The organism is Streptomyces sp. NPDC048389, assembly GCF_040706335.1.
Classification (GTDB): Bacteria; Actinomycetota; Actinomycetes; order Streptomycetales; family Streptomycetaceae; genus Streptomyces.
This window is the reverse complement of the sequence record NZ_JBEZKP010000007.1, coordinates 126,731-147,549: the sequence shown is the minus strand read 5'-3', so window position 1 is coordinate 147,549 and position 20,819 is coordinate 126,731. Positions and strand designations below refer to the sequence as shown.

Genomic DNA, 20,819 nt, shown 5'->3' with positions numbered 1-20,819 from the left:
TGAGGGCGGGTCAGGGGGTGTTGGCGCGGGCCGCGCGCTTCTGGTCGCGCTTGCACGCACCGCAGTAGGCGGTGCCGTCCTGTTCCAGCCGGCCGTGCTCGGCCTGGTCGTGGCCGTGGCGACAGGTCTCGCCCGGGGCGGGCACGCCCTTGATCGCGCGCAGTTGCTCGCGCAGTCGCCGACGACCGGGTTCGTCGTCCACGTGGGCCGGGGCGACGCAGTGCGGGTAGTCGCATTCCGCACGGACCTGCCCGACGGGGTCGCGGCCGGTGCGCTTCTTGAACGCGATCCCGGCCGGGCTCGCGGACCTCTCGCGGAAGCGCATGACGGGGGTACTGCTGCGGCCGGCCCGCTCCCCGAGCCACTCCAGGTGGCCGCCGTCGACCTCGCGGACGAGGCTGGCCCACTTCTCCTCCGCCGTGGCGAACCTCGGCGGCACGTACGCGATGCCGGCCTCGCGTCGGATGCGACGTACGGCGGCCCGGTCGACTCCCAGCTCCTCGGAGATCTGGTGGTTGCTCGCGTGGCGCAGCCGCGCCCGGATCTCGGCGTCCTTCGGGTGCTGGCGGGGCTTGCGGGTGGTGACGGTGGGCCGGCCGAACCCTCCCTCGCGGCGGGCGCGGGCGATGGTGCCGACGTCCGCGCCGGTCCGGCGCCGGATCTCCGCGTCGCGGTAGCCGTCGTCCAGCAGGGCCAGGATCTCCCTGTGCTTCGGGTGGGGCTGTCGGCGGTACGCGGAGCGGGGCACCTGCGGGATGCCGTGCTTGTCGCGGATGCTGGCGACGGCGCGCACGCCCACGTACAGGCGGCGGGCGACGGCGGTGTTTGTCAGGCCCTCGTCCAGCAGGGTGCGGATCTGCTGCTCCTGGGGGTGCGGGTCGAGCGGGCGTCCGGGCATCACAGGGCCCCCGTCCAGGTGGCCAGTTCCTCGGCGGCCTCAGCGTTGGCCTTGACCAGGGCGGTGCGCTCGGCCAGCAGTTCCACCAGGGCGGTGCGGCAGGAGGCCAGCAGCGGGGCCGGGTTGGCGTCGCCGGGGGCGGTGAGCTGCCGGGCGAGGGCCTGGATCTCCTCCAGGCGCCCGGGGGTGAGGTCGTGGGTCATCGGCTCAGTTCCTCGTCGTACGGGCGGCGGGTGTTGGGCGGGTACTTGTGGGTGCCGCGGCCGGCGGCGGCCTGGGCGCGGGCGACGTCGCGGGCACCGTGGCGGCGTACGGCTTCCGTCTCGCCGTGGTCGGCGAGGGTGCGGGCGACGTCGGCCAGGGGCGTGTTCGCGGGCCGGGCGGCGGCGGCGCGGTGACGGCGGCCGCGGCACAGGAGGCACAGGCCGTCCGTCGGGTCCAGCGGCCCGTGCGGGTGGTCGGGGCAGTCGGAGGTCGAGGGCAGTCGGTGGGCGGCGGCGACCAGGCGCCGGGCCTCCTCGACTGCCTGGGCTACCACGGCCAGTTGCTCCGGGGTGGCGTCCGCCGGCGACAGGCGGTCGCCGTAGCTGCCGAGGGTGCGCAGCGCGGTCACGAGGGCGGGCAGCGGGGTGCGGTTCATCGGCCCACCGCCTGGGCGTGCTGGGCCCACAGGCAGTCAGGGCAGCGGTCGGTCGGCTTGTGCGCGCGGTGCTGTCGTCCACAGGCGCACACCCGCAGCGGGGCGGCCGGGTCCTGCGTCGGGATCTTGAGCGGCTGCGTGCCCGTGTGCGGGGCTGCGGCATCTCCGGTGGGACCGGAGGGCATCTGCGTCAGGAAAACGCCCTGCACCGGCGCCTGGGGATCTTGCTGGGTGCCCTCAGCCTTCTTCTGGCACCCGTGGCACAGGCCGCTGGTGGCGCGCAGCAGCCGCACCCCGCACTCCGCGTTCGCGCACGTCCCCCACGGCTTCTCCTCCTCCGGGGAAACTCCGTCTTTGCCGCCTCGCGCGCCCACGCGCTCCTGTGGCTGAGGTTCAACAGCAACCGTGTCGTGGTGGGTGTCTGGGTCCCTACCGTAGGTAGGGGGGTAATGGTCCCCCCCGGCGGGAACGGGTTCCGGAACCCGTCGCGGAACGGTGTCCGTACCCGTTCCAGAACGGTTTCCGGATTCGTCGGAACCCCCGGCGGGAACGGGTTCCGGACCCCCCTCCTGGAACGGGTTCCGGACACCGTCCTGCGACGGGTTCCGCTCCTCGATCTCCCGGGCCTTCTCCGCCTTCTTCCGCCGGGCTTGGCGGGTGTCGGTGTAGAGGTGGAGGTGGGTGTTCCAGTCCAGGCGCCCCGGGGGCAGCATCAGTTGGAAGATGGACGACCTGTTGGGGCGGCGCCGGCGAACCAGCAGCCCTACGGCGATGAGGACCTTCACGGCCCGGGTCACCGTCTCGTCGGTGCAGCCGGCCAGGGCTGCCAGCGTGTCGTTCGAGGGGAAGGCGCTTGATCCGTCGGCGTCCGCGTACGTCGCGATCCACACGCCGACTCGGGCGCACTTCGCTACCTCGGCACGCTGCGAGCGCAGTACCTCGTCACGTAGGCGGTTGATCCATGCGTTACGGACGGTCTGCACGCGGTCAGTGCTCGTGCTGGCCATGCGCGCTCTCTTCGTCGTTCCTGGTCAGGGCAGTCGACGGCGGTCCGGTGCGGTGTCCACCCGCCCGCCGTTTCGATGCCTAATGTTGCATCCTTGCATTGCATGGTCAAGTTGCAACACTAGGATGGATTACGCGCCGTCGCTGCCCTCACCCCGGGGCGCAATGCCGAGGCGCTCCCGCCGCTTCGCGTTCTCCAGCTCCAGCCACCGCCGGGACAGGGTCCGCCGCTGCTTGTCGCTCAGGCGCACCGCGCGGGAGACCACGGAGACGACGACGGCCGCCTCCGCGCACCAGGTGGGAAAGAAGTCCTCTGCGGACTCCTCGACCTCCCCCATGGGCTCGACCACGTACAGATCCCCGAGCCAGTACTTCGAGGCGTAGAACCGGCCGTACTCCCGGTCCGTGGTGATGTAGACCCGGTCCGGCCGCTCGGTCAGCGGGTCCACGTTGCCCAGGCCGGGCACGACGGGCTGGTCGCCGGCAGCCTTCGCCGCGCAGATCGGGCAGCCGTCCACGCGGTTGGGCGGGTGCGGGGCGATGATGTCGCCCGGATTCAGGCCGGGCACACCGCCGTGGAAGTAGCGAACGTCCGGCTGGGGGCCGCTGGTTGAGATCATGGGGAAACTCCGGCTGTGGGACGAAGGACCCCGGGCGCACGACCGCACCCGGGGCCGAGAGGGGACAGGGGTGTCCGGACACCCGGCGGACAGGTGTCCGGGCAGGTCAGCGGGCTCCGCCGCGCCCGCGCAGCTTCACGCCGCCCTCCAGCAGCAGCGTCCGCGCGGTGCCGTAGGACAGGTCCGCCTCCGCGGCCAGGGCCCGGATCGAGGCACCGGTCTCGTAGGCCTCCGCGAGCTCGCGCGTCACGCGGGCACGGTCCTCGTCCCGGAGCCGGGGCCGGTAGCTGGTGGACAGGCGGGGGGTGGTGCTGGACATGGTCAAGTTCCTTCGGTGCAGGGGCCGGTGGGGCGGCGGTGGAGGCCGGAGACGAGGGCGAGCAGGGCACACACCGACTCCGTGCGCGCCTGGGCGCCGGCCGTGACGGCGGCGTGGAACAGGGCGGTGGTCATCTCCCGGTCGTCACGGCCGTACGCGGCCAGGAACCGGGCGGCGAACAGCCGGTGCGGGTCGGCCGGCGCCGAGGACGCGGCCAGCAGCGCGCGCACCAGAGTCGCGGCCCCCGAAGGGTGGGCCGGCAGCGCGCTCTGGCCGGTCTCCGCGACGGCGATGCACAGGCCGTACATGTCGGCCGCGTCCCCGACGTCCGCGACGTGGTCCAGGACGGCCGCGGCCTGATCGAGGTCGCCGGCGAACACGTGCCGCAGGACGTCCTCCACGAGGGGCACGAGGGCAGCGGGGCCGATCACGCCGCCACCTCCACGGCCTGCGTGGGCAGGCGGTCGAGGGCGTCGCCCAGGAGGTCGGCCAGGTGGCGCCGGTACTCCGCCAACTCCGGGTCCGTGGCACGGTCCGCGCACTGGTGCAGGCACTCCACTGCCTCCGCGACGTCGCCGGGCCCGAGCCCGGTCACGAGGAGTGCCATCACAGCCGCCCGGGTGCGGACGCAATGTCCGCCTCGGCCATGGCTGCCAGGCACGCGGCCTCCGCGTCGGCCGGGGCGAGCGGCTTGGCCCGGGGCACGTAGCGGCGGTCAACGCCGGCCTGGGCCCACCACAGGGCGAGCTCCACGGCCGAGATCGCTTCAGACTCCTCGCGGGAGCCCGGCACCAGCTCGTGGACGAGGAGGGCCAACTCCTGGGCAGCCGTGGCCAGTCGGGCCTTTATCGCCGTCCGGGCCTCGTCGGTCGCCGGCGCCGCGAACCGGATGCGGATCTCGTTCTCAGTGATCGCCACAAGGACTCCGTTCTCAGGTGGTTCAGATCAGTCGTTCGTTCTCGTAGGCCGCAGCCGCGTCCTGGATCTGCTGGCGGATCGCGTCCTCGGCGCACGTCTTGTGCGCGGGCTTCCTGCTGGAGTCGCGGAGGTTGGTCGGCTGGTCGCAGTACCGGCACGGTCGGGCCTGCTGGGCCCAGTGCCGGGAATCGCTCCAGTCCAGGAGCCCGCCGGGCGGCAGGTCAGGCCGCTGCCGTGGCCGGCGCGCGGGCATCGGCTGCCTCCCTGGCCGCGGCCTCTTCCTTGTGCCGGGCGGCGGCCTGCTCGGCGGCCCGTCGCAGGACGTCGCGCCGCTCGTGCTCGTCCAGCCCGCCCCACACCCCGTACGGCTCGCGCCGCTCCAGGGAGTCGATCTGGCAGTTCCCGGAGACCGGGCACCGGTGGCAGATCTCCTTGGCCAGGGCCGTCATGGCGAGGACGTCGGACTCGCTGCCCTCCGGGAAGAAGATGACGGGGTTCTCCTCCCGGCAGGCCGCCCGCTGATCCCAGTGCGCCGGGCGCGCCAGGTTGTCCGGGAACCTCTTCGGTCCGTAGTGGGTCGGACGAGGCATCAGCGCTCTCCCTCCTCGTCGTGTCCGGACACCGCCGGACAGCACTCGAAGGACACGTCCAGACCCGTGTCCGCGTACGTCAGCGCGTCGCTGCCGACCGGCTCCGGACCGGTGTCCGCGAGGTGACGGACAACCGCACGGACACCTGTCCGGACCGTTGTCCGCAGGGAGGGCCAGCCGTCCCGGTGACGACCGGTCGGCCGCAGCCGCCACCACACGGCGACCGCGACCAGGACGGCCAGGACCGGACCCCACGTGGGCGCCGTGGACACGACCGTGATGACCACACCCAGGGCCGCCAGGAGGTCAAGGGCGTCCATCACTCAGCCCCGCCTCGTCGCGCCACCGGACGACCGTGCGCGCCGCGATTCCGAGCCGCTCCCCGATCTCCTCCGCCCCCAGGTCGGCATCCCGGGTCATGACCACCACGGCGTACCGCTGCTCGGCCTCGTTGAGCACCGGCAGCGGCTGCGCCCCGCGCATCACCCGCTCCACGGCGATGAGGTCCACGTCCCGGTGCCAGGTCGCCCCTGCGGGCGGGTCCAGCAGTCCCCGGCCCTTCGGCCGGCGCCGCTCCTCCTCGGCGCGCCGTTCCTCACGGATGACGCGGTCCTCGAGGTGGCCACCGGCCACGCACCGGGGGAAGCCACAGGTCGGGTTGGTCTTGCCCTGGGCTTCGCGGCCGTGGTGGATCCGGAAGGCGTACCGGTACGCGGTCTCTGCCTCCACCCCGAGGCGCAGCAGTGGCGTGCCGTGCTCGGACAGGGGCCCGGTCCACTGGAGGTGGCCCCCGTCGACGGCCACCGTGCGGGCCTCGAACGCCTCCTGCCACGTCTCGCACGAGCGCCGACGACCGCGCTGGTACGGCGGTAGTCCGGCCGCGGCCCGGACTCGGCGCACGCGCGCCGGGCCGACGCCGAGGGTGCGCGCGACGTCGAGATTGGAACGGTCGGTGCCGTCCAGGGCGGCGGCGATGTCCTCGGTGGTGATCACGTCTCCACCGCCTTCGGCCGCTCGATGCGCCAGAGGCGGATGGTGCAGCCGGGGCCGTCGAGGACGCCCGGCACCAGGCCGTGGTCGGTGGTGTAGAACTTCCCGAGCTGCCGGTACTCCACGATCAGCGCGTCGTCCCGGTACACCCCGGAGGTCGTCAGCGCGTCCTCGGTAGCCCGCACCAGCTTGGACAGGTCAGGGGTGACGTCCGGGCGCAGCGGCGCCGACGGGCGCACGAGGCCGGCGTTCCGGCCCGTTCCCATGTGTCCCTTCGGCCGGTCGAAGCAGAACACCATGTCGACCGCGAGCGGCCCGTCGAGCTTCGTGAAGCCCGTGACCTTCTGCCGGGCCGCGACCGCTGCCCACACCACAGCCTCGCGCCACGGCTTGACCTTCGCGGACGACTCGATCATGCGACCACCGCCGACGTGCCGCTTACTGCCCTGGGGCCCAGGCAGGCCGCGCACAGCCACCTCGAACGCGGGCGCCGGCGACTCGGGCGCCTCGTCCTCGACCACAAGGGCCGGGGCCGGCGCGGCAACTTCGAAGAGGGGAACCGTCTCCATCAGGCCTCACCGCCCGACGGGGCGCCGTCCACGCGCCCCACCGGCTGGTCGGCCGCGGCCTGCTCGTCCTGGACCAGGGGGATGTCCCCGGCCGCCCAGGACGACGGCAGCGGCGGCGCGAGGCTGATGTTCGTCAGCACCAGGTCGTCGGCGTGCTCGGTGTAGCAGTTGGCGTTGGCCTCCAGGAACTTGCCCGGCAGCTCCTCGGCCTTCAGGCCGGTTGCACTGATGAGTTGGTCCAGGAGCACGGTCGCCGGCTCCGTCAGGCTCCACCCGACGACGATCACCCGCGCCGTGCGGGCGGTCACGTCGACCAACTCCACCTCAACAGGGGTGGTGAACCTCGGCTCGCGCCGGGCCGCCAGGTACGTGGCCCCGAGCTCGGTGATGACCGGGCGGGAGTCGACGAACGCGACGTAGCGGAGCAGCCCCAGCGGAGTCATCTGCTCGGCATGCTCGGCGACCGACTCGCCGGCCGCGACGCAGCGCAGCGCCGCCTCCACGTCGACCGGGAGCGGCTTGAGTTCGGCCCGCATCGTCGCGCGCATCTTGCCGGCCCGCCACGCGGCCGTGCCGTTCGTCTCCTCCGACGAGCAAGGGCAGCCGGCGACAGTCTCCCGGGTGTCATCGGTGGCGGTGTGGCCGAAGCACTCCAGGATGGACGTCGCGCCCTTCTCGCACAGACGGGCCGTACAGCAGTCGCAGTTGGGACAGTCCTTCTCGGCCGGGCGGACGTACTCCGGCCCGAACGTCTCGGTGGTCATGGTCACTGGTCTCCAGGGGAGTTGTGCCCGCAGTGCCAGCAGCTCCGGGAGCCGTCGGCGTGGACGGCGTGGGGCCGGGTGCGGCGCTCGTTGGGGCAGGGGTGGAACTCGCAGGCCTCGGCGTTGGCAGGGAGGGCCAGGGCGAAGCGGCGGGTGCGGCGCCAGCTCTGGACGAGCGGGGCGACGATGTACGCCGCCGCCGCCACCAGCCCGGCACTGCACGCCGTGACGCTCACGCCGATCAGGTAGGGGTCACTCACCGGAGGCACCGCCTTTCGCCGGCACCGGGGCGAGCGTCCCGGCACGGTCGACGGCCTCGCGGCACAGGTAGTCCAGCGAGCGGTGCTCAGCGCGGATCTGCCGGTCCAGGCTGAGCCGGGCGCCCTCGGCGAGGTACAGCAGGCGGGAGGTTTCGCGGAGCTGGACGCGCAGTGCCTCGGCCTCACGGCTCAATGCGGTCTTCTCGGCGCGGAGCCGCTCGTTCTCGGCCTGGCACGCCTGGGTGGCGGCCTCGGCGGCAGCTACCTGCCGCGCGGCGCGGCGGGACATACGGCTCATGACCGCACCTCCGTCAGCGCGGCCGGGATGAGCGGCCATTCCAGCCGTACGGAGGAGGCCCACTCCTGCTTGCCGTCGGTCCGGGCGAAGTACTCCCGGAGCCCTTCGGCCTGCTCGCGCGCCCAGTGGACTTGTTGCTCGTGGAGGTCGCCCAGGTCCAGGCGGGTGAGCCACCGGTGCCGGTTGGCGAGCTTCCACGTCACCGCACAGGCCGCGACCGCGTCGGCCTCCGCCGTGTGCGCCTCATCGAGCGAGACCACGTAGTGCCGGCACAGGTCGGTCAGGGTCCGGCCACCCTTGCGGAAACGGTCGACCTTCTTGTCCAGGACGCGCGGGTCGAGGACGCACGGGACCGCGCGGTCGAACAGGGGCGTCACGCCGTGGCGTCGCGCCTCGCGGTCAAGCATGGTCAGGTCGAACTGGGCGTTCATGGCCACGATGGGCAGGCCGGCGTCTGCCGCCTCGGCCAGGGCGTCGGTGATCTCCGCGATGACCTCAGGGGCCGGGCGGCCCGCAGAGCGGGCGTACTCCGTCGTGATGCCGTGAAGTGCGGTCGCTCCGACGGGGATCTCGACGCCCGGGTCAGTCAGCCACGATTGTCCGGTGGTGGGCTGGCCGCCGCCGTAGCGGACGACCGAGGCGGTCACGATGCGGTCGGTCTCCGGGTCGACCCCGGAAGTCTCAAGATCGAAGCCGCAATACGGCTTCCTGTGCCAGCTCATGCCGATCCTTCCGAGGTGTAGAGGGGGTGCCTCCGGGCCCCGGGGGGCCCGTCACGACCAGGCGGCCGTGACGGGTCCCCACGGGGTGGGGCAGGGGGGCCGGTGTCACCGGCGCCCACCCCGGTTCTTCTTGGGCTTGGACCGCCCCCGCTTGCCCTTGACCGGCAGCGGCCGGGCGGTGGTGTCCTGGGATGCCTCGGCGGCGCGGTGCGCCCGCTCCGCCTCCGCGACCAGCGCGGCCGTCTCGGCGTCCGGGGCGTGGAGGATCTGGAGTTGTCCGGCGTCGCCGGCGTCCTCGGCGGCCCCGAGCGCGCGCAGGTCCGCCGATGTGGGCACGACCTTCTCCAGACGCCGGATCGCCGACTTCAACCACATGTCGTCGAAGCGGAGGTGCCAGAAGGAGTCACGCGCCCCGGACTCCTCCGCGCGCCGGTACGCCTCGCTGTACTCGTCACGGATCTCCTCGGCGTCCTCCCGGTTGAGCAGGACCACCTGAGACCGGCCGCCACCCGTCATCCGGCAGAACGCGTAGGCAAGGACGGGCCGCCCGCGCTCGGCCTTCGAGAGGTCCGGCCGCGGCTTGTGCGTGAAGTCCAGCGGGAACGGCGCGCTGGGCTCGTAGCTCCACTCCTCGTTCTCGTGGATCATCAGCACGTGGACCGACTCCACCCGGCCGGACCGGTACATCAGCTCGACGTAACCCCGGTAGGTCGGGATGAACGTGGCCACGTTCCCGGACGCGGTGATGACGGCCTGCTGACCGTCCGGGATCAGGCCGAACCGCGCACAGGTCAGCAGGGCCTGGAGCTTGGACGCCGGGGTGCACCGGGTCAGCGACGGCAGGACCGCGCGCACGGCGGCGAAGAACGGGCCGGTCTCCAGGTGGGAGGGCAGGGCCTCGTTGAAGTGGTCCTCATACCGGCGCAGCCACTCCATGACGCCCTCCGTGGCGTCCTGCTCGTGACCGGCGGCCTGGTCCTCGCCCTGGCCATCCGGCGTCCGCTCGTGCTCCCCCGCCAGAGCCGGGCCACCCGGCCCGGTGCCGCGCTCGGTGGCGGCCTTGACGCGGTCCTTGAGGCTGGTCGTCATGTCACAGCTCCTTCGACGGCACGCGCAGCACGCGGGCACGGAACTCGGTGTAGAGGTCGGGGTGTTCGGCCTTGAGCCGGTCCGTGTCCAGCTCCTCGACCATGCGCGTGAGCTCGGCGGCCAACTCCGGGTGCGCCTCGCGGAACCGCTTGGAGCTGAACGAACCGTTCTGCTTCCAGGACCAGGCCACGGCGTTGCCGCACTTCGCGATCTCGGCGGCCTCGTTCACCAGCCGCATCTCGTTCTCGACGGTGGTCAGCTCCGTCTCCAGGGCCTTGATCTGCTCGCGCAGTCGGGCCCGCTGGTTCCGCAGCGCACGGGCGCGGTCCAGCTCGACGTCCACGATGTCGTCGGCCTTCGCGGTCCACAGGCGACCCAGCAGCTCCTTCGTGGCTTCCAGGCCATCGGCCGGCGGGGGGAACCCCTCCACGACGTGCTTCTGGTACCAGGTGCCGCAGTGCTCGGTGAGGTAGCCGATCAGCTCCTCGTCACGCTCCAGCCGGTGGTAGCGCAGCCGGTTACCGCCGATGAGGGCCGCGACCCAGGCGTAGTCCCAGCCGCCCACGGCCATGTACCAATGGGCCTGGATCGCCGGGGAGTCGGGGACGCCCTCCTCCCAGTCGTCGGCCTGGTACTCCGACCTGTTCTTGCACTCGACCGGGGCCACCACGGCGCCGGTCTCGTCCAGGGCGTAGCGGTCGACGTTGGCGAGCATCCACGCGCGCTCGTTGTGGACGAGGGTGCCGGGCGGGGTGAGGATCGGGACGTTCGCCCGGCGGGAGAAGGACCGGGCGATGACGTCCTCCAGCTCCCGGCCGAACTCCATCGCCTCGTTGTCGGCCTCGGTGTCCCGGCCGTGCTTGGCCTCGAACACGTGCCGTGGGCCCCGGTACTTGTCCAGGCCGAGGATCGCGGCCACGTCCGAGCCGCCGATCCCGGAGCGGCGGACGGCCAGCCACTCGGACCGGGGGACGTCGGTGGGGAGCAGCAGGCGGGCGGTCGGCGCGTCGGGCCGACCGGCGGCCGGGGCCGGGGCCCCGGTCCGCTCAGTGGTGGTGATGGTCACGCGTGGGTCCTCGTGCTCGTGCTGTCGGTGGAGTTGGGGAGCGCGCGCCGGTCGCGGTCGCGCAGGAAGGTCGCGGCCTGCTTGGCCGACATGTGGCCGCGGCTCGCCTTGATCTCGGCGCGGACGGCATCGGCGTCCGTGGTGTGCCCGTGCTGCTCCAGCAGGAGCGCGGCCTGTGCCGCGTGCATCCCGCGCCGCTCGGCGGCGGCCTGGACGATCAGGGCCACCGGCTCGGACAGCTCCTCGTCGTCCCGCACCGGTTCGATCAGCGGCGGGGGCGGGGGCAGCTGCCGTTCCCGGGACTCCCGCAGCACGGCGGCGTAGGTGTCCAGGTGGCCGCAGGGGTTGTCCCACTTATCGACGGACAGCCACTCGCCGTCCTCGCAGAAGCGGTGCGGCCGGACGCGGTCCCAGCCCCGGGGCCCGCCGCAGACGGGGCACAGGGTGGAGATCGTCACGGTGACGATGAACACCCCCACGTACGCCCGGCCGTCGCCCCGGTCGCACACGCGGACCGTCATGCGGTCCGGCAGGGGCGGTACGGGCGGGTCGCCGGCGACGTACCGGATCCACAGGGCCTCGTCTTCGCCGGACCGGGCGGCGTACGCCTCGAACCCCCCGGGCAGATAGGCCGGGTACTTCTCGCTGCCCCGCGCGATGTGCTTGGCGACGCTCTTGGCGGTCATGCTGCTGGGGTAGAGGCCGGCGAGCATCCACGTACCGCGCTCGGCGCGCGCAGCGGCGGCCACGGCGGCGTGGTCGGTCGCGGCTCGGTGCGTTGATCCGCGCATCACTGGCCCTCCCTCGAACACGGGATGGTGGACAGGGCAGTGCGGGCGGGGAGCTGGGACGGGTGGCGCAGCGCGGCGCAGTGCCGGCAGTCCTCCGCCGTGTGCTCCGTCTCCGGGGCGGCGGTGGAGGCGCGGTGAGCGATCACGGCGGCCACCAGCAGGACGAAGCACGCGACCATGGCGGCCAGGAGGAGGGTGCTCACAGGGCACCCCCGGCCGGAGCCTCGGGGTAGCTCGACCACACGAGCACCGGCACGTCGCGCCAGGTGGTGGTGAGCTGGGCCAGGCCGAGTCGGTCACCGTCGCGGGTGAGGGTGGTGTGGGCGGCGGTGCCGCCGAGGATGCGCGCGCAGTCGTCCACGATCTGGCCGTCGCCCTCGGTGGCGTGCAGCTCGCCCTGGAGGACTCCGAGCGTGCTGATCGTCCACGTCAATCCGTCGACGCTGGGGTGCTCCGTAAGGAGCTGACTCAGTGCGGTAGCGGCACTGGCCTGGGGATTAGAGTGTGCGGTCACGGTCCCTCGATTCACTGGGGTTGAGGTGACTGGGTTGGCGGGGCTGGTCGGACCCGGCACGGTCCGGTCGGCCCCGTCCGCCGCTCTTACGCGGCGCGAGAATCCCCGGACGGGGAATCAGAAGTCGCCATGTTCGGCGCGGAGTTGGGGGCCTCACCCCCCTCATCACCCTCACTGGCCACCACGCTGGGGGCACATACGCGCTTCGCCTCCAGGACGACCACGGGGCAGTTGAGCGCGGACGCGAACTTGAGCAGGTTTTCGGGGGTGGCGTTGCGCCGGCCCGCCTCGATGTCGCCCATGAGCTGCTCGCTGATTCCGCACGCGAGAGCCAGGGCCCGCTTCGTGAGGCCCGCCTTTTCACGGGCGTACGTCACGGCCTCCGGCTCATGGTGGAAAGGGGCGCCCTTACGGCGCCGCTTGCGCGGGTCGTTCATGATCTAGACGCTAGCGCGTAGTAGCGCGTAGTGCAAGGAACTACTGAGGAAAGTGCGTAGGGCGCGCAGTTACGCGATGTGCGCGGTAGTGCGCGCTCCGCGCGGAATTACGCGCTCCTGGGGCACAAATGCGCCATGCACCTGGGGGGAAGTAGCGCACTAGCGCGTAGTCGTGCGAAGCTGCCCGCATGAATTCGAGTTCGCGACCTGCCCCACCGCTTGAGGCCGCGCTCATCGCAGAGGCGCTCAAGAGAACCCGCATGTCCGCTCGCAAGGCAGCCAGCCAAGCGGGCCTGAGCGATGCACGCTGGCGCCAGATCGTCAGCGGCTACCAGTCGGTCAGCGGCGCCTTCGTCCCCGTCCGAGCTCCGGCCGAGACGCTTGCCCGAATGGCCCAAGTCGTTGGCGTGAGCGCCGAGGAGCTCACCGAGGCCGGCCGCGAGGATGCCGCTCAGGAGCTCGCGAAGATGCGCAAGCCGTCGGCGGCGACGAGCAGTTACGCGAGCGACCCGACCATCGACGCCATCGCCACCCTCTTGGCCACCCTTCCGCCGGAGGCGCAGGACGAGGTACTGCGTCGCATCGGTCGCGGAGAGTTCCCCCGTTCGACCGACCGAACGAACGGTCAGGGCCGTCGCGCTAGTTGACAGATGTCACAGGATCGTTACGGTGAGTTCACCTGTTGTTCCGCTTGGTGGAAATATGCCGGTGACAGGTACATGATGCTTCCCCTGGACAGGTAGAACCTGAACTTAGGGGGCGCATGTGACAGATGTGTTGATAGCCGGAGTTCTCGGGGCTGCGGTCTTCGCGATCTACCTCCTTTACCGGTCCCACATGAAACACACCAAGCTCATCAACGAACTGCGTGCCGAACTCACCGCGCAGAAGATCGCCGCCCTGACACAGGCTCACCTTGACCCCACGGTCGACGTGGACGGCGAGGGTCAGGAAGAGGGTTGCGTGCGCCGAAAGGGCCACCTCACCCTCCTCTGCGGAGGAGGGGTGGCCTCCGCCCTCGCATCCATCGGCGACCGGTGCCACTCCGCCTGGAACGACCACCGACGTCTCACTGCAACAGCGGCAGCTACGACCGTTGCCGTAGCGGGTACCGCCGTAGCCGTCCTCGTAGTGGCCTCCGGAGACAGTTCAGGTGCGACCACCGCCCAGAGGCCGCGCACGACCGCGACGGAAATCAGCCCCGGCGGGAGCAAGGAGCCGGGTGAGCGTGAAGGGGCCGCAGTCGTCGAGATTGAGGCGAGCAACGCGGCTCGCCACACCGCGACCCACAACGAGGCCGGCGCTTTGCCCCTCCTCCAGGAGGAAAGGCTGGCGAATGACGGCACCAGGCGGGGCAGCGACAGCACGAGCGCGAGCACCTCGGCGCCGAGCACGACGCCGGCCCCGCGCGTGACACCGGCGCCAGGCCACACGCCGGCGCCGGACCTTCCGGGCACCACAACCCCGACTCCATCACAGCCCCCGATCACCGCCGCCCCCACCCCGAAACCCTCTCCCCCGCTACCGTCCACCGACGCCAACCTCTGCGTCCTCGGTTTGCCTAAGCTCGGCCTCTGCCTCGCCGCCGGCTAACCGACCCCCGGGACGTGATGACCGTGGAAGCACACGCCCCACCCCCATTAGGGACAGCCCAGCTCGGCTGCCATAGATCAAACTGAGGGGCCCCGAACGCCGACCGGGGCCCCTCTTCCATCCCGGCCCCCAGGTGTCGCGACCGCCCCGGCCTACGCCAGCCGATGGGCCGAACATCCCCCATGCGTGGCGTACGGCACAGGGGGCCACATGCTCCCGCGAGCCACCCGCTCCAGAAGCCTCCGCCCCGCTGAATCCCGACCGTGTGCGAACCCGCCGTTCGAGGAAGGGCCAATGAACCCCTCCGACGCTTCGGGCGAGCATTGGGCGAGCTAACGATCTTGGAGCAAAAAGAAAGGCCCCCACCAAAGCGGGGGCCTACCTGTATGCCCAGGTCAAACGGGTGAACCTGCGGCGTGTCGTGGTGGGGCGGGTGGGACTCGAACCCACGGCCGACGGATTATGAGTCCGCTGCTCTAACCGGCTGAGCTACCGCCCCTAACGGCGCGTCGCGCACATTTGTGCGCGCCGTCTGCCGCAGCATAGCCGGTCATACGATCTCCTGCTCCGCATGGCCGACCACATCCGACCATGAGGACTGCACTGCCGTCTGCACGGTTCCGGGTATAGCGCAGAACACATGAAAGTCACACGAACCGGGTACGAGAAAGAGGGCCCCGAGGGACCCTCTTCCGCACTGCTCCCCCGGCTGGACTCGAACCAGCAACCCTCCGGTTAACAGCCGAATGCTCTGCCAATTGAGCTACAGGGGACCGCGCTCCCCCGACTGGACTCGAACCAGTAACCTGCCGGTTAACAGCCGGCTGCTCTGCCAATTGAGCTACAGGGGATTGCTGCGTGTGCACCGAACGTACCTACCGGGGGCGTCCCAGGGGGCGTGCGCTCGCTGCGACACATACATTAGCGCAAGCAGGGGGGTGCTCCGCCAATCGGTATCGGTGCCGGGTGATCACAGCTCCCGACGGGTAGGCGTGCAGCACCGACGCAACGAAAGGGTGTCACCCATGCGGTACAAGCTCACCTTCGTCGCCGGACTGGCCATCGGCTTCGTGCTCGGAACACGGGCCGGGCGCGAGCGCTACGAACAGCTCAAGAAGTCCGCGCGTCAGATCTCGCAGAACCCGGCCGTCCGCAACGCGGCCGAATCCGCCGCCCACAACGGCCGCGAGGCGGCAGGCAAGGCGTACCACGCGGTCAGCGACAAGGTCGGCGACCGCGTGCCCGAGTCCGTGGCCGGCCGGGTGCGGGCGCTCCGGGAGCGCGGCGCGGGGACCGAGGACGACTGGGGGACCACCAACACCTGAGGCGGGCGGTCCCGGGCTCGGCACGCGGGACGTCACCCATCGCCCGCGTACGGCAGAATTCCGGGCATGGGGATAGTCGCCGGGTTGGACAGTTCGTCTGGGTTCACGCGCATCGTCGTCTGCGACACGGACACGGGAGCGGTACTGCGCCAGGGGTATGCGCCGCACCCCGTCGAACCCAAGGCCACCGAGATCGATCCGCAGGCATGGCTGCTCTCCCTCGGCGAGGCCGCCACCGGCGGTCTGCTGGAGGGCGTGCAGGCCATCGGCGTGTCCGCCCAGCAGCACGGCCTGATCACGCTGGACGCGCAGAACGCTCTGGTACGGCCCGCCCTGCTCGGCAACGACAGACGTGCGCAGGTCGCCGCCGCCGATCTCATCGACGCGCTGGGCGGCCGGCAGGCATGGGCGGAGGCCGTCGGTTCCGTACCGCAGTCGGGGCAGCCGGTGGCGAAGCTCCGGTGGCTCGCCCGCGCCGAACCGGAAGCGGCCCGCCGGGTCGCCGCGGTGATGCAGCCGCACGACTGGCTGGTGTGGCAGCTGCTGGGGCGACCCGCCCGTAAGACCACGGACCGCGGCGGCGCGTCCGGTACCGGCTACTGGTCGGCGGACACCGGGGCCTACCGCACGGACCTCGTGCAGCTGGCGCTCGGGCAGCCCTGCGCGCTGCCCGATGTGCTCGGTCCGGCGGAAGCCGCGGGCACCACCCCCGAAGGGCTGCTGATCTCCGCGGGCACCGGCGAGACCATGGCGGCGGCCTTCGGTCTCGGCGTGGGCGTCGGGGACGCGGTGGTGTCACTGGGGGCGTCGGGCTCCGTCATGGCCGTGCACCACGAGGCGCTGCCCGATCCGAGCGGGATGATCACTTCGTTCGCCGACGCGACCGGGATGCACCTGCCGGTCGTGCACACGCTCAACGCCGTCCGAGCACTGCGCGGCAGTGCCGAGATGCTGGGCGTCGCCGATCTCCAGGAGCTCTCGGCCCTGGCGATGAAGTCGACGCCCGGTGCGTCCGGACTGGTGCTGCTGCCGTACCTGGAGGGCGAACGGACCCCGCAGCTGCCGCACACCGCGGGAACGCTCACCGGTCTGCGGCGCGAGTCCATGAAGCCGGAACACCTGGCGCGGGCCTCGTTCGAGGGCATGCTCTGCTCGCTCACGGACGCGATGGACGTGCTTCGCGGGCGTGGCGTGGAGGTGCGCCGGGTGTTCCTGCTCGGCGCGGCCGCCGACCTGCCGGCGGTACAGGCGCTGGCGCCGGCGATCTTCGGGGCGCAGGTGGTCGTGCCGCAGTCGGCGGACTACGCGGCGCTCGGGGCGGCCCGGCAGGCCGCCTGGGCGCTGGGCGCCGCGCAGGGCACGCTGTCTCCGCAGGCACCGCCGGCCTGGCAGGAAGCGGCGGGGCAGGTGTTCGAGCCGGGTGAGGAGCTGGCGATCGGTCAGGCGGTGCGTCAGCAGTACGGCGCGACGCGGGACGAGATCCATCCGGGGGCGTTCACGACCGGGCCGTGAGGTCCGAAAAGTCGTACAAGCTGTTCTTGACCGCTGCTTGGGGAAAACCCTTCTGGTTTTCCCGACCCGGTGTCGGAAGATGGGGTGACCCCCGATCTTGCCGAGCCCGAGAGACAGCGCGTGCTGATACGACTACTGCGGATCCACCTCGGTCCGTACAAGAAACCGATTGGCCTCCTGGTGGCGCTGCAACTGCTGCAGACCAGCGCCACCCTCTATCTGCCCACCCTCAACGCGGACATCATCGACAACGGTGTCGTGAAGGGCGACACGGGGTACATCCTGGCCCTGGGCGCCCTGATGATCGGCGTCAGCGTCGTCCAGGTGCTCTGCAACATCGGAGCGGTGTTCTACGGCGCGCGGACGGCGGCTGCGCTCGGCCGCGATGTGAGGGCCGACGTCTTCGACCGGGTGCAGAGCTTCTCCGCCCGCGAGGTCGGCCAGTTCGGGGCTCCGTCGCTCATCACCCGCACGACCAACGACGTCCAGCAGGTCCAGATGCTGGTGCTGATGGCGTTCACACTGATGGTGTCGGCGCCGATCATGTGCGTCGGCGGCATCGTCATGGCGCTCGGCCAGGACGTGCCGCTGTCGGCGGTGCTGCTGGCCGTCGTGCCGGTGCTCGGCATCTGCGTCTCGCTGATCGTGGGGAGGATGCGGCCGCTGTTCCGCACCATGCAGGAGCGGCTCGACACGGTGAACCGCGTGCTGCGCGAGCAGATCACCGGCAACCGCGTGATCCGGGCCTTCGTACGGGACGAGTACGAGAAGGAGCGCTTCCGCGGGGCGAACCAAGAGCTGACGGACGTGTCGCTGTCCACCGGCCGGCTGATGGCGCTGATGTTCCCGACCGTGATGACGGTGGTCAACGTCTCGTCCGTCGCCGTCGTCTGGTTCGGGGCTCACCGCATCGACAGCGGTGCCATACAGATCGGTGCGCTCACCGCTTTCCTCGCCTATCTGATGCAGATCGTGATGGCCGTGATGATGGCCACCTTCATGTTCATGATGGTGCCGCGCGCCGAAGTGTGCGCCGAGCGTATCCAGGAGGTCCTTGACACCGACTCGAGCGTGGTGCCGCCGCTCGCTCCCGTGAGGGAGCTGCGCAGTCGGGGGCATCTTGAGGTGCGGGGCGTCGACTTCGGCTACCCGGGTGCCGAGGAGCCGGTGCTGCGCGGCATCGACCTGGTGGCGCGCCCGGGTGAGACGACCGCGATCATCGGCTCGACGGGCAGCGGCAAGTCGACACTGCTCGGCCTGGTGCCCCGGCTCTTCGACGTCACGAGCGGTGAGGTCCTCGTCGACGGGGTGGACGTGCGTGACCTGGACCCGGCGCTGATGGCGAGGACCGTGAGCCTAGTACCGCAGAAGCCGTACCTCTTCTCCGGGACGGTGGCGACCAATCTGCGCTACGGGAAGCCCGACGCCGGCGAGGACGAACTGTGGCAGGCGTTGGAGGTGGCGCAGGCGGCCGATTTCGTCCGCGGACTGGAGGGCGGGCTGAACGCCCCCATCGCCCAGGGCGGCACCAATGTCTCCGGCGGGCAGCGCCAGCGGCTCGCCATCGCGAGGACCCTGGTGCGCCGGCCGGAGGTCTATCTGTTCGACGACTCCTTCTCCGCACTCGACTACGCCACGGACGCGGCGCTGCGCGAGGCACTGGCCCGCGAGACCGCCGAGGCGACCGTGGTCATCGTCGCCCAGCGCGTGTCGACCATCCGCGACGCGGACCGGATCGTGGTCCTCGACGAGGGAAGAATCGCGGGGGCGGGCAGCCATCACGAACTGATGCAGAGCAATGAGACGTACCGGGAGATCGTGCTCTCGCAGCTGACGGAGGCTGAGGCCGCATGAGCGGACCGGGTGGACGCATGATGACGGGGCCCGTCGAACGGTCGATGGACTTCAAGGGCTCGGGCAGACGGCTGCTGCGGCAGCTCGCGCCGGAGCGGGCGACGCTGTGGGTGATGCTGGCCGCCGGTGTGCTGAGTGTGGCCTTCGCGGTGGTCGGCCCGAAGATCCTCGGCCGGGCGACCGACCTGGTCTTCGCGGGGATCACGGGTCGGCGGATGCCGGACGGAATCTCCAAGGAGCAGGCCGTGGAGGGCCTGCGGCAGGACGGCGACGACGGTCTGGCCGACATGCTCTCCGGCGTGGATTTCGTCCCCGGCCGGGGCATCGACTTCGGCGCCGTGGGCGACGTCCTGCTGCTGGCGCTGGCCGTGTACGTGGCGGCGGGGCTGACGATGCTGGTGGCGACACGCCTGTCGATCGTGGTGATCAACCGAAGCGTGTACCGGATGCGCGAGGAGGTGCAGGCCAAGCTGGAGCGGCTGCCGCTGTCGTACTTCGACAAGGCGAAGCGCGGCGAGGTGCTGAGCCGCGCGACGAACGACATCGACAACATCTCGCAGACCTTGCAGCAGACGATGGGGCAGATGATCAACTCGCTGCTGACCATCGTCGGCGTGCTGGCGATGATGTTCTGGATCTCGCCGCTGCTGGCGCTCGTCGCGCTGGTGACGGTACCGGTGTCGGTGTTCGTGGCGGCCAAGGTCGGCAAGCGGTCGCAGCCGCAGTTCGTGGCGCAGTGGAAGTCGACGGGCACGCTCAACGCGCACATCGAGGAGATGTACACGGGGCATTCGCTGGTGAAGGTCTTCGGCCGCCAGGAGGAGTCGGCGAAGGCGTTCGCGGAGCAGAACGAGACGCTGTACGAGGCCGGATTCAGGGCCCAGTTCAACAGCGGCATGATGCAGCCGCTGATGTTCTTCATCTCCAACCTGAACTATGTGCTGGTGGCGGTCGTCGGCGGACTGCGGGTCGCGTCCGGTTCGCTGTCGATCGGTGACGTGCAGGCGTTCATCCAGTACTCCCGGCAGTTCTCGATGCCGCTGACGCAGGTCGCGTCGATGGCGAACCTGGTGCAGTCGGGTGTCGCCTCGGCGGAGCGGATCTTCGAGCTCCTCGACGCGGAGGAGCAGGAGGCGGACGCGCCATCGGCGGAGCGGCTCGAGCGGCCGCGGGGGCGGGTGTCGCTGGAGCGGGTCTCCTTCCGGTACGAGCCGGACAAGCCGCTCATCGAGGACCTGTCGCTGACCGTGGAACCGGGCCACACCGTGGCCATCGTCGGCCCGACCGGCGCGGGCAAGACCACGCTGGTCAATCTGCTGATGCGGTTCTACGAGGTGACCGGGGGGCGGATCGCGCTCGACGGGGTCGATATCGCGAAGATGTCCCGCGAGGACCTGCGCTCCGGCATCGGCATGGTGCTGCAGGACACCTGGCTCTTCGGCGGCACGATCGCGGAGAACATAGCGTACGGCGCGTCGCAGGACGTGTCCCGCGAGGAGATCGAGGAGGCGGCGCGGGCCGCGCACGCGGACCGTTTCATCCGCACCCTGCCCGACGGCTACGACACCGTGATCGACGACGAGGGCGCGGGCGTCAGCGCGGGCGAGAAGCAGCTGATCACGATCGCGCGGGCGTTCCTGTCCGACCCGGTGATCCTGGTACTGGACGAGGCGACGAGCTCGGTCGACACCCGCACGGAGGTGCTGATCCAGAAGGCGATGGCGCGGCTCGCACACGGCCGTACGAGCTTCGTGATCGCACACCGGCTCTCGACGATCCGGGACGCGGACGTGATCCTGGTGATGGAGAACGGGTCGATCGTCGAACAGGGCACGCATGAGGAGCTGTTGGCGGCGGCGGGTGCGTATGCGCGACTGTACTCGGCGCAGTTCGCGCAGGCTGTGGTCGAGGTGGAGTGACGCCCGGCCCCGGGCCCGGACCCCTGATGGGCCGTCTCTTCCACGCTCCCCCTACGGCCCTGCGGCCCGGCGGCCTCGGGGGCCCACCTTCCCGTGACCGGGGGCTTCTCCCCCTCGGCCCGGCGG

General features: G+C 71.1%; 30 protein-coding genes and 3 tRNA genes. 6 read left to right on the top strand and 27 right to left on the bottom strand.

Annotation, left to right across the window (positions count from 1 at the left end):
- Nucleotides 1–10: 10 nt before the first annotated feature.
- The 24 genes from AB0903_RS08090 to AB0903_RS07975 form a co-directional block, all read right to left on the bottom strand.
- Nucleotides 11–898 carry a hypothetical protein gene (locus AB0903_RS08090; RefSeq protein WP_366700166.1) on the bottom strand — a complete coding sequence of 296 codons (888 nt, stop codon included), beginning with the start codon at nt 896–898 and terminating at the stop codon, nt 11–13.
- Nucleotides 898–1,101 (bottom strand): hypothetical protein, encoded by a 204-nt coding sequence (locus AB0903_RS08085; RefSeq protein WP_366700164.1) that lies wholly within the window; start codon nt 1,099–1,101, stop codon nt 898–900. Before AB0903_RS08085 ends, AB0903_RS08090 begins: the two co-directional genes overlap by 1 nt.
- Nucleotides 1,098–1,538 (bottom strand): hypothetical protein, encoded by a 441-nt coding sequence (locus AB0903_RS08080; RefSeq protein WP_366700162.1) that lies wholly within the window; start codon nt 1,536–1,538, stop codon nt 1,098–1,100. Before AB0903_RS08080 ends, AB0903_RS08085 begins: the two co-directional genes overlap by 4 nt.
- Nucleotides 1,535–2,545 carry a helix-turn-helix domain-containing protein gene (locus AB0903_RS08075; protein ID WP_366700160.1) on the bottom strand — a complete coding sequence of 337 codons (1,011 nt, stop codon included), beginning with the start codon at nt 2,543–2,545 and terminating at the stop codon, nt 1,535–1,537. The genes AB0903_RS08080 and AB0903_RS08075 overlap by 4 nt, the downstream gene beginning before the upstream one ends.
- 129 nt (nt 2,546–2,674) lie before the next feature.
- Nucleotides 2,675–3,163, bottom strand: coding sequence for a hypothetical protein (locus tag AB0903_RS08070; RefSeq protein WP_366700158.1), 489 nt, complete (start codon nt 3,161–3,163; stop codon nt 2,675–2,677).
- A 106-nt stretch (nt 3,164–3,269) separates the two neighbouring features.
- A complete protein-coding gene (locus AB0903_RS08065) occupies nt 3,270–3,482 on the bottom strand; it encodes a helix-turn-helix domain-containing protein (protein ID WP_366700156.1) in 213 nt (70 codons plus the stop codon).
- A gap of 2 nt (nt 3,483–3,484) precedes the next feature.
- Nucleotides 3,485–3,913: a hypothetical protein gene (locus AB0903_RS08060; RefSeq protein ID WP_366700154.1), complete on the bottom strand. Its 429-nt coding sequence runs from the start codon at nt 3,911–3,913 to the stop codon at nt 3,485–3,487.
- On the bottom strand, nt 3,910–4,089 hold the full coding sequence (locus AB0903_RS08055; RefSeq protein ID WP_366700152.1) for a hypothetical protein: 180 nt from the start codon (nt 4,087–4,089) through the stop codon (nt 3,910–3,912). Before AB0903_RS08055 ends, AB0903_RS08060 begins: the two co-directional genes overlap by 4 nt.
- Nucleotides 4,089–4,400: a hypothetical protein gene (locus AB0903_RS08050; RefSeq protein ID WP_366700150.1), complete on the bottom strand. Its 312-nt coding sequence runs from the start codon at nt 4,398–4,400 to the stop codon at nt 4,089–4,091. Before AB0903_RS08050 ends, AB0903_RS08055 begins: the two co-directional genes overlap by 1 nt.
- Nucleotides 4,401–4,422: 22 nt before the next feature.
- Nucleotides 4,423–4,653, bottom strand: a complete 231-nt coding sequence (locus AB0903_RS08045; RefSeq protein WP_366700148.1) for a hypothetical protein — start codon at nt 4,651–4,653, stop codon at nt 4,423–4,425.
- Nucleotides 4,622–4,990: a WhiB family transcriptional regulator gene (locus tag AB0903_RS08040; RefSeq protein WP_366700146.1), complete on the bottom strand. Its 369-nt coding sequence runs from the start codon at nt 4,988–4,990 to the stop codon at nt 4,622–4,624. Before AB0903_RS08040 ends, AB0903_RS08045 begins: the two co-directional genes overlap by 32 nt.
- The gene (locus AB0903_RS08035; RefSeq protein WP_366700144.1) at nt 4,990–5,310 is read right to left on the bottom strand and encodes a hypothetical protein; all 321 of its coding nucleotides are present in this window, start codon (nt 5,308–5,310) and stop codon (nt 4,990–4,992) included. Before AB0903_RS08035 ends, AB0903_RS08040 begins: the two co-directional genes overlap by 1 nt.
- On the bottom strand, nt 5,297–5,983 hold the full coding sequence (locus AB0903_RS08030; RefSeq protein WP_366700142.1) for a hypothetical protein: 687 nt from the start codon (nt 5,981–5,983) through the stop codon (nt 5,297–5,299). The genes AB0903_RS08035 and AB0903_RS08030 overlap by 14 nt, the downstream gene beginning before the upstream one ends.
- Nucleotides 5,980–6,549: a RusA family crossover junction endodeoxyribonuclease gene (locus AB0903_RS08025; RefSeq protein WP_366700141.1), complete on the bottom strand. Its 570-nt coding sequence runs from the start codon at nt 6,547–6,549 to the stop codon at nt 5,980–5,982. The genes AB0903_RS08030 and AB0903_RS08025 overlap by 4 nt, the downstream gene beginning before the upstream one ends.
- Nucleotides 6,549–7,313 carry a hypothetical protein gene (locus AB0903_RS08020; protein ID WP_366700140.1) on the bottom strand — a complete coding sequence of 255 codons (765 nt, stop codon included), beginning with the start codon at nt 7,311–7,313 and terminating at the stop codon, nt 6,549–6,551. The genes AB0903_RS08025 and AB0903_RS08020 overlap by 1 nt, the downstream gene beginning before the upstream one ends.
- A gap of 2 nt (nt 7,314–7,315) precedes the next feature.
- Entirely contained in the window at nt 7,316–7,573 is a 258-nt protein-coding gene (locus AB0903_RS08015) for a hypothetical protein (RefSeq protein ID WP_366700138.1), read from the bottom strand.
- Nucleotides 7,566–7,871 (bottom strand): hypothetical protein, encoded by a 306-nt coding sequence (locus AB0903_RS08010; protein WP_366700136.1) that lies wholly within the window; start codon nt 7,869–7,871, stop codon nt 7,566–7,568. The genes AB0903_RS08015 and AB0903_RS08010 overlap by 8 nt, the downstream gene beginning before the upstream one ends.
- The gene (locus AB0903_RS08005) at nt 7,868–8,593 is read right to left on the bottom strand and encodes an exonuclease domain-containing protein (protein ID WP_366700134.1); all 726 of its coding nucleotides are present in this window, start codon (nt 8,591–8,593) and stop codon (nt 7,868–7,870) included. The genes AB0903_RS08010 and AB0903_RS08005 overlap by 4 nt, the downstream gene beginning before the upstream one ends.
- 105 nt (nt 8,594–8,698) lie before the next feature.
- Nucleotides 8,699–9,682, bottom strand: a complete 984-nt coding sequence (locus AB0903_RS08000; RefSeq protein ID WP_366700132.1) for a recombinase RecT — start codon at nt 9,680–9,682, stop codon at nt 8,699–8,701.
- Between the two features lies 1 nt (nt 9,683).
- The gene (locus tag AB0903_RS07995; protein ID WP_366700130.1) at nt 9,684–10,748 is read right to left on the bottom strand and encodes a lambda-exonuclease family protein; all 1,065 of its coding nucleotides are present in this window, start codon (nt 10,746–10,748) and stop codon (nt 9,684–9,686) included.
- Nucleotides 10,745–11,539 (bottom strand): hypothetical protein, encoded by a 795-nt coding sequence (locus tag AB0903_RS07990; RefSeq protein ID WP_366700128.1) that lies wholly within the window; start codon nt 11,537–11,539, stop codon nt 10,745–10,747. The genes AB0903_RS07995 and AB0903_RS07990 overlap by 4 nt, the downstream gene beginning before the upstream one ends.
- Nucleotides 11,539–11,742: a hypothetical protein gene (locus AB0903_RS07985; RefSeq protein WP_366700126.1), complete on the bottom strand. Its 204-nt coding sequence runs from the start codon at nt 11,740–11,742 to the stop codon at nt 11,539–11,541. Before AB0903_RS07985 ends, AB0903_RS07990 begins: the two co-directional genes overlap by 1 nt.
- Nucleotides 11,739–12,053 (bottom strand): hypothetical protein, encoded by a 315-nt coding sequence (locus AB0903_RS07980; RefSeq protein WP_366700124.1) that lies wholly within the window; start codon nt 12,051–12,053, stop codon nt 11,739–11,741. The genes AB0903_RS07985 and AB0903_RS07980 overlap by 4 nt, the downstream gene beginning before the upstream one ends.
- 86 nt (nt 12,054–12,139) lie before the next feature.
- On the bottom strand, nt 12,140–12,490 hold the full coding sequence (locus tag AB0903_RS07975; RefSeq protein WP_366700122.1) for a helix-turn-helix transcriptional regulator: 351 nt from the start codon (nt 12,488–12,490) through the stop codon (nt 12,140–12,142).
- A 260-nt stretch (nt 12,491–12,750) separates the two neighbouring features.
- On the opposite strand from AB0903_RS07975, the gene AB0903_RS07970 reads away from it, so the two are divergent.
- Nucleotides 12,751–13,137 carry a hypothetical protein gene (locus AB0903_RS07970; RefSeq protein WP_366700120.1) on the top strand — a complete coding sequence of 129 codons (387 nt, stop codon included), beginning with the start codon at nt 12,751–12,753 and terminating at the stop codon, nt 13,135–13,137.
- A gap of 118 nt (nt 13,138–13,255) precedes the next feature.
- Entirely contained in the window at nt 13,256–14,083 is an 828-nt protein-coding gene (locus AB0903_RS07965) for a hypothetical protein (protein WP_366700118.1), read from the top strand.
- A gap of 422 nt (nt 14,084–14,505) precedes the next feature.
- Here AB0903_RS07965 and AB0903_RS07960 read toward each other — a convergent pair.
- From AB0903_RS07960 to AB0903_RS07950, 3 genes are all read right to left on the bottom strand, one after another.
- A tRNA-Ile gene (locus AB0903_RS07960) sits at nt 14,506–14,582 on the bottom strand.
- A 201-nt stretch (nt 14,583–14,783) separates the two neighbouring features.
- Nucleotides 14,784–14,856: transfer RNA gene (locus tag AB0903_RS07955), tRNA-Asn, on the bottom strand.
- 5 nt (nt 14,857–14,861) lie between these two features.
- Nucleotides 14,862–14,934, bottom strand: a tRNA-Asn gene (locus AB0903_RS07950).
- A 174-nt stretch (nt 14,935–15,108) separates the two neighbouring features.
- On the opposite strand from AB0903_RS07950, the gene AB0903_RS07945 reads away from it, so the two are divergent.
- The 4 genes from AB0903_RS07945 to AB0903_RS07930 all read left to right on the top strand — a co-directional run bounded on the left by AB0903_RS07945 (nt 15,109) and on the right by AB0903_RS07930 (nt 20,693).
- Complete coding sequence (locus AB0903_RS07945) at nt 15,109–15,408, top strand: YtxH domain-containing protein (protein WP_366700116.1); 300 nt, start codon at nt 15,109–15,111, stop codon at nt 15,406–15,408.
- Between the two features lie 66 nt (nt 15,409–15,474).
- Nucleotides 15,475–16,920: an FGGY family carbohydrate kinase gene (locus tag AB0903_RS07940; RefSeq protein ID WP_366700114.1), complete on the top strand. Its 1,446-nt coding sequence runs from the start codon at nt 15,475–15,477 to the stop codon at nt 16,918–16,920.
- Between the two features lie 120 nt (nt 16,921–17,040).
- Nucleotides 17,041–18,774: an ABC transporter ATP-binding protein gene (locus AB0903_RS07935; RefSeq protein ID WP_366700112.1), complete on the top strand. Its 1,734-nt coding sequence runs from the start codon at nt 17,041–17,043 to the stop codon at nt 18,772–18,774.
- Complete coding sequence (locus AB0903_RS07930) at nt 18,771–20,693, top strand: ABC transporter ATP-binding protein (protein ID WP_366700110.1); 1,923 nt, start codon at nt 18,771–18,773, stop codon at nt 20,691–20,693. Before AB0903_RS07935 ends, AB0903_RS07930 begins: the two co-directional genes overlap by 4 nt.
- Nucleotides 20,694–20,819: the final 126 nt, after the last annotated feature.

Coding starts and splice junctions, on each gene's coding strand:
- AB0903_RS08090 (WP_366700166.1), bottom strand. CDS start 898: ATGCCCGGACGCCCGCTCGACCCGCACCCCCAGGAGCAGCAGATCCGC.
- AB0903_RS08085 (WP_366700164.1), bottom strand. CDS start 1,101: ATGACCCACGACCTCACCCCCGGGCGCCTGGAGGAGATCCAGGCCCTC.
- AB0903_RS08080 (WP_366700162.1), bottom strand. CDS start 1,538: ATGAACCGCACCCCGCTGCCCGCCCTCGTGACCGCGCTGCGCACCCTC.
- AB0903_RS08075 (WP_366700160.1), bottom strand. CDS start 2,545: ATGGCCAGCACGAGCACTGACCGCGTGCAGACCGTCCGTAACGCATGG.
- AB0903_RS08070 (WP_366700158.1), bottom strand. CDS start 3,163: ATGATCTCAACCAGCGGCCCCCAGCCGGACGTTCGCTACTTCCACGGC.
- AB0903_RS08065 (WP_366700156.1), bottom strand. CDS start 3,482: ATGTCCAGCACCACCCCCCGCCTGTCCACCAGCTACCGGCCCCGGCTC.
- AB0903_RS08055 (WP_366700152.1), bottom strand. CDS start 4,089: ATGGCACTCCTCGTGACCGGGCTCGGGCCCGGCGACGTCGCGGAGGCA.
- AB0903_RS08045 (WP_366700148.1), bottom strand. CDS start 4,653: ATGCCCGCGCGCCGGCCACGGCAGCGGCCTGACCTGCCGCCCGGCGGG.
- AB0903_RS08040 (WP_366700146.1), bottom strand. CDS start 4,990: ATGCCTCGTCCGACCCACTACGGACCGAAGAGGTTCCCGGACAACCTG.
- AB0903_RS08035 (WP_366700144.1), bottom strand. CDS start 5,310: ATGGACGCCCTTGACCTCCTGGCGGCCCTGGGTGTGGTCATCACGGTC.
- AB0903_RS08025 (WP_366700141.1), bottom strand. CDS start 6,549: ATGGAGACGGTTCCCCTCTTCGAAGTTGCCGCGCCGGCCCCGGCCCTT.
- AB0903_RS08020 (WP_366700140.1), bottom strand. CDS start 7,313: ATGACCACCGAGACGTTCGGGCCGGAGTACGTCCGCCCGGCCGAGAAG.
- AB0903_RS08010 (WP_366700136.1), bottom strand. CDS start 7,871: ATGAGCCGTATGTCCCGCCGCGCCGCGCGGCAGGTAGCTGCCGCCGAG.
- AB0903_RS08005 (WP_366700134.1), bottom strand. CDS start 8,593: ATGAGCTGGCACAGGAAGCCGTATTGCGGCTTCGATCTTGAGACTTCC.
- AB0903_RS08000 (WP_366700132.1), bottom strand. CDS start 9,682: ATGACGACCAGCCTCAAGGACCGCGTCAAGGCCGCCACCGAGCGCGGC.
- AB0903_RS07990 (WP_366700128.1), bottom strand. CDS start 11,539: ATGCGCGGATCAACGCACCGAGCCGCGACCGACCACGCCGCCGTGGCC.
- AB0903_RS07975 (WP_366700122.1), bottom strand. CDS start 12,490: ATGAACGACCCGCGCAAGCGGCGCCGTAAGGGCGCCCCTTTCCACCAT.
- AB0903_RS07970 (WP_366700120.1), top strand. CDS start 12,751: ATGTCCGCTCGCAAGGCAGCCAGCCAAGCGGGCCTGAGCGATGCACGC.
- AB0903_RS07945 (WP_366700116.1), top strand. CDS start 15,109: ATGCGGTACAAGCTCACCTTCGTCGCCGGACTGGCCATCGGCTTCGTG.
- AB0903_RS07940 (WP_366700114.1), top strand. CDS start 15,475: ATGGGGATAGTCGCCGGGTTGGACAGTTCGTCTGGGTTCACGCGCATC.
- AB0903_RS07930 (WP_366700110.1), top strand. CDS start 18,771: ATGAGCGGACCGGGTGGACGCATGATGACGGGGCCCGTCGAACGGTCG.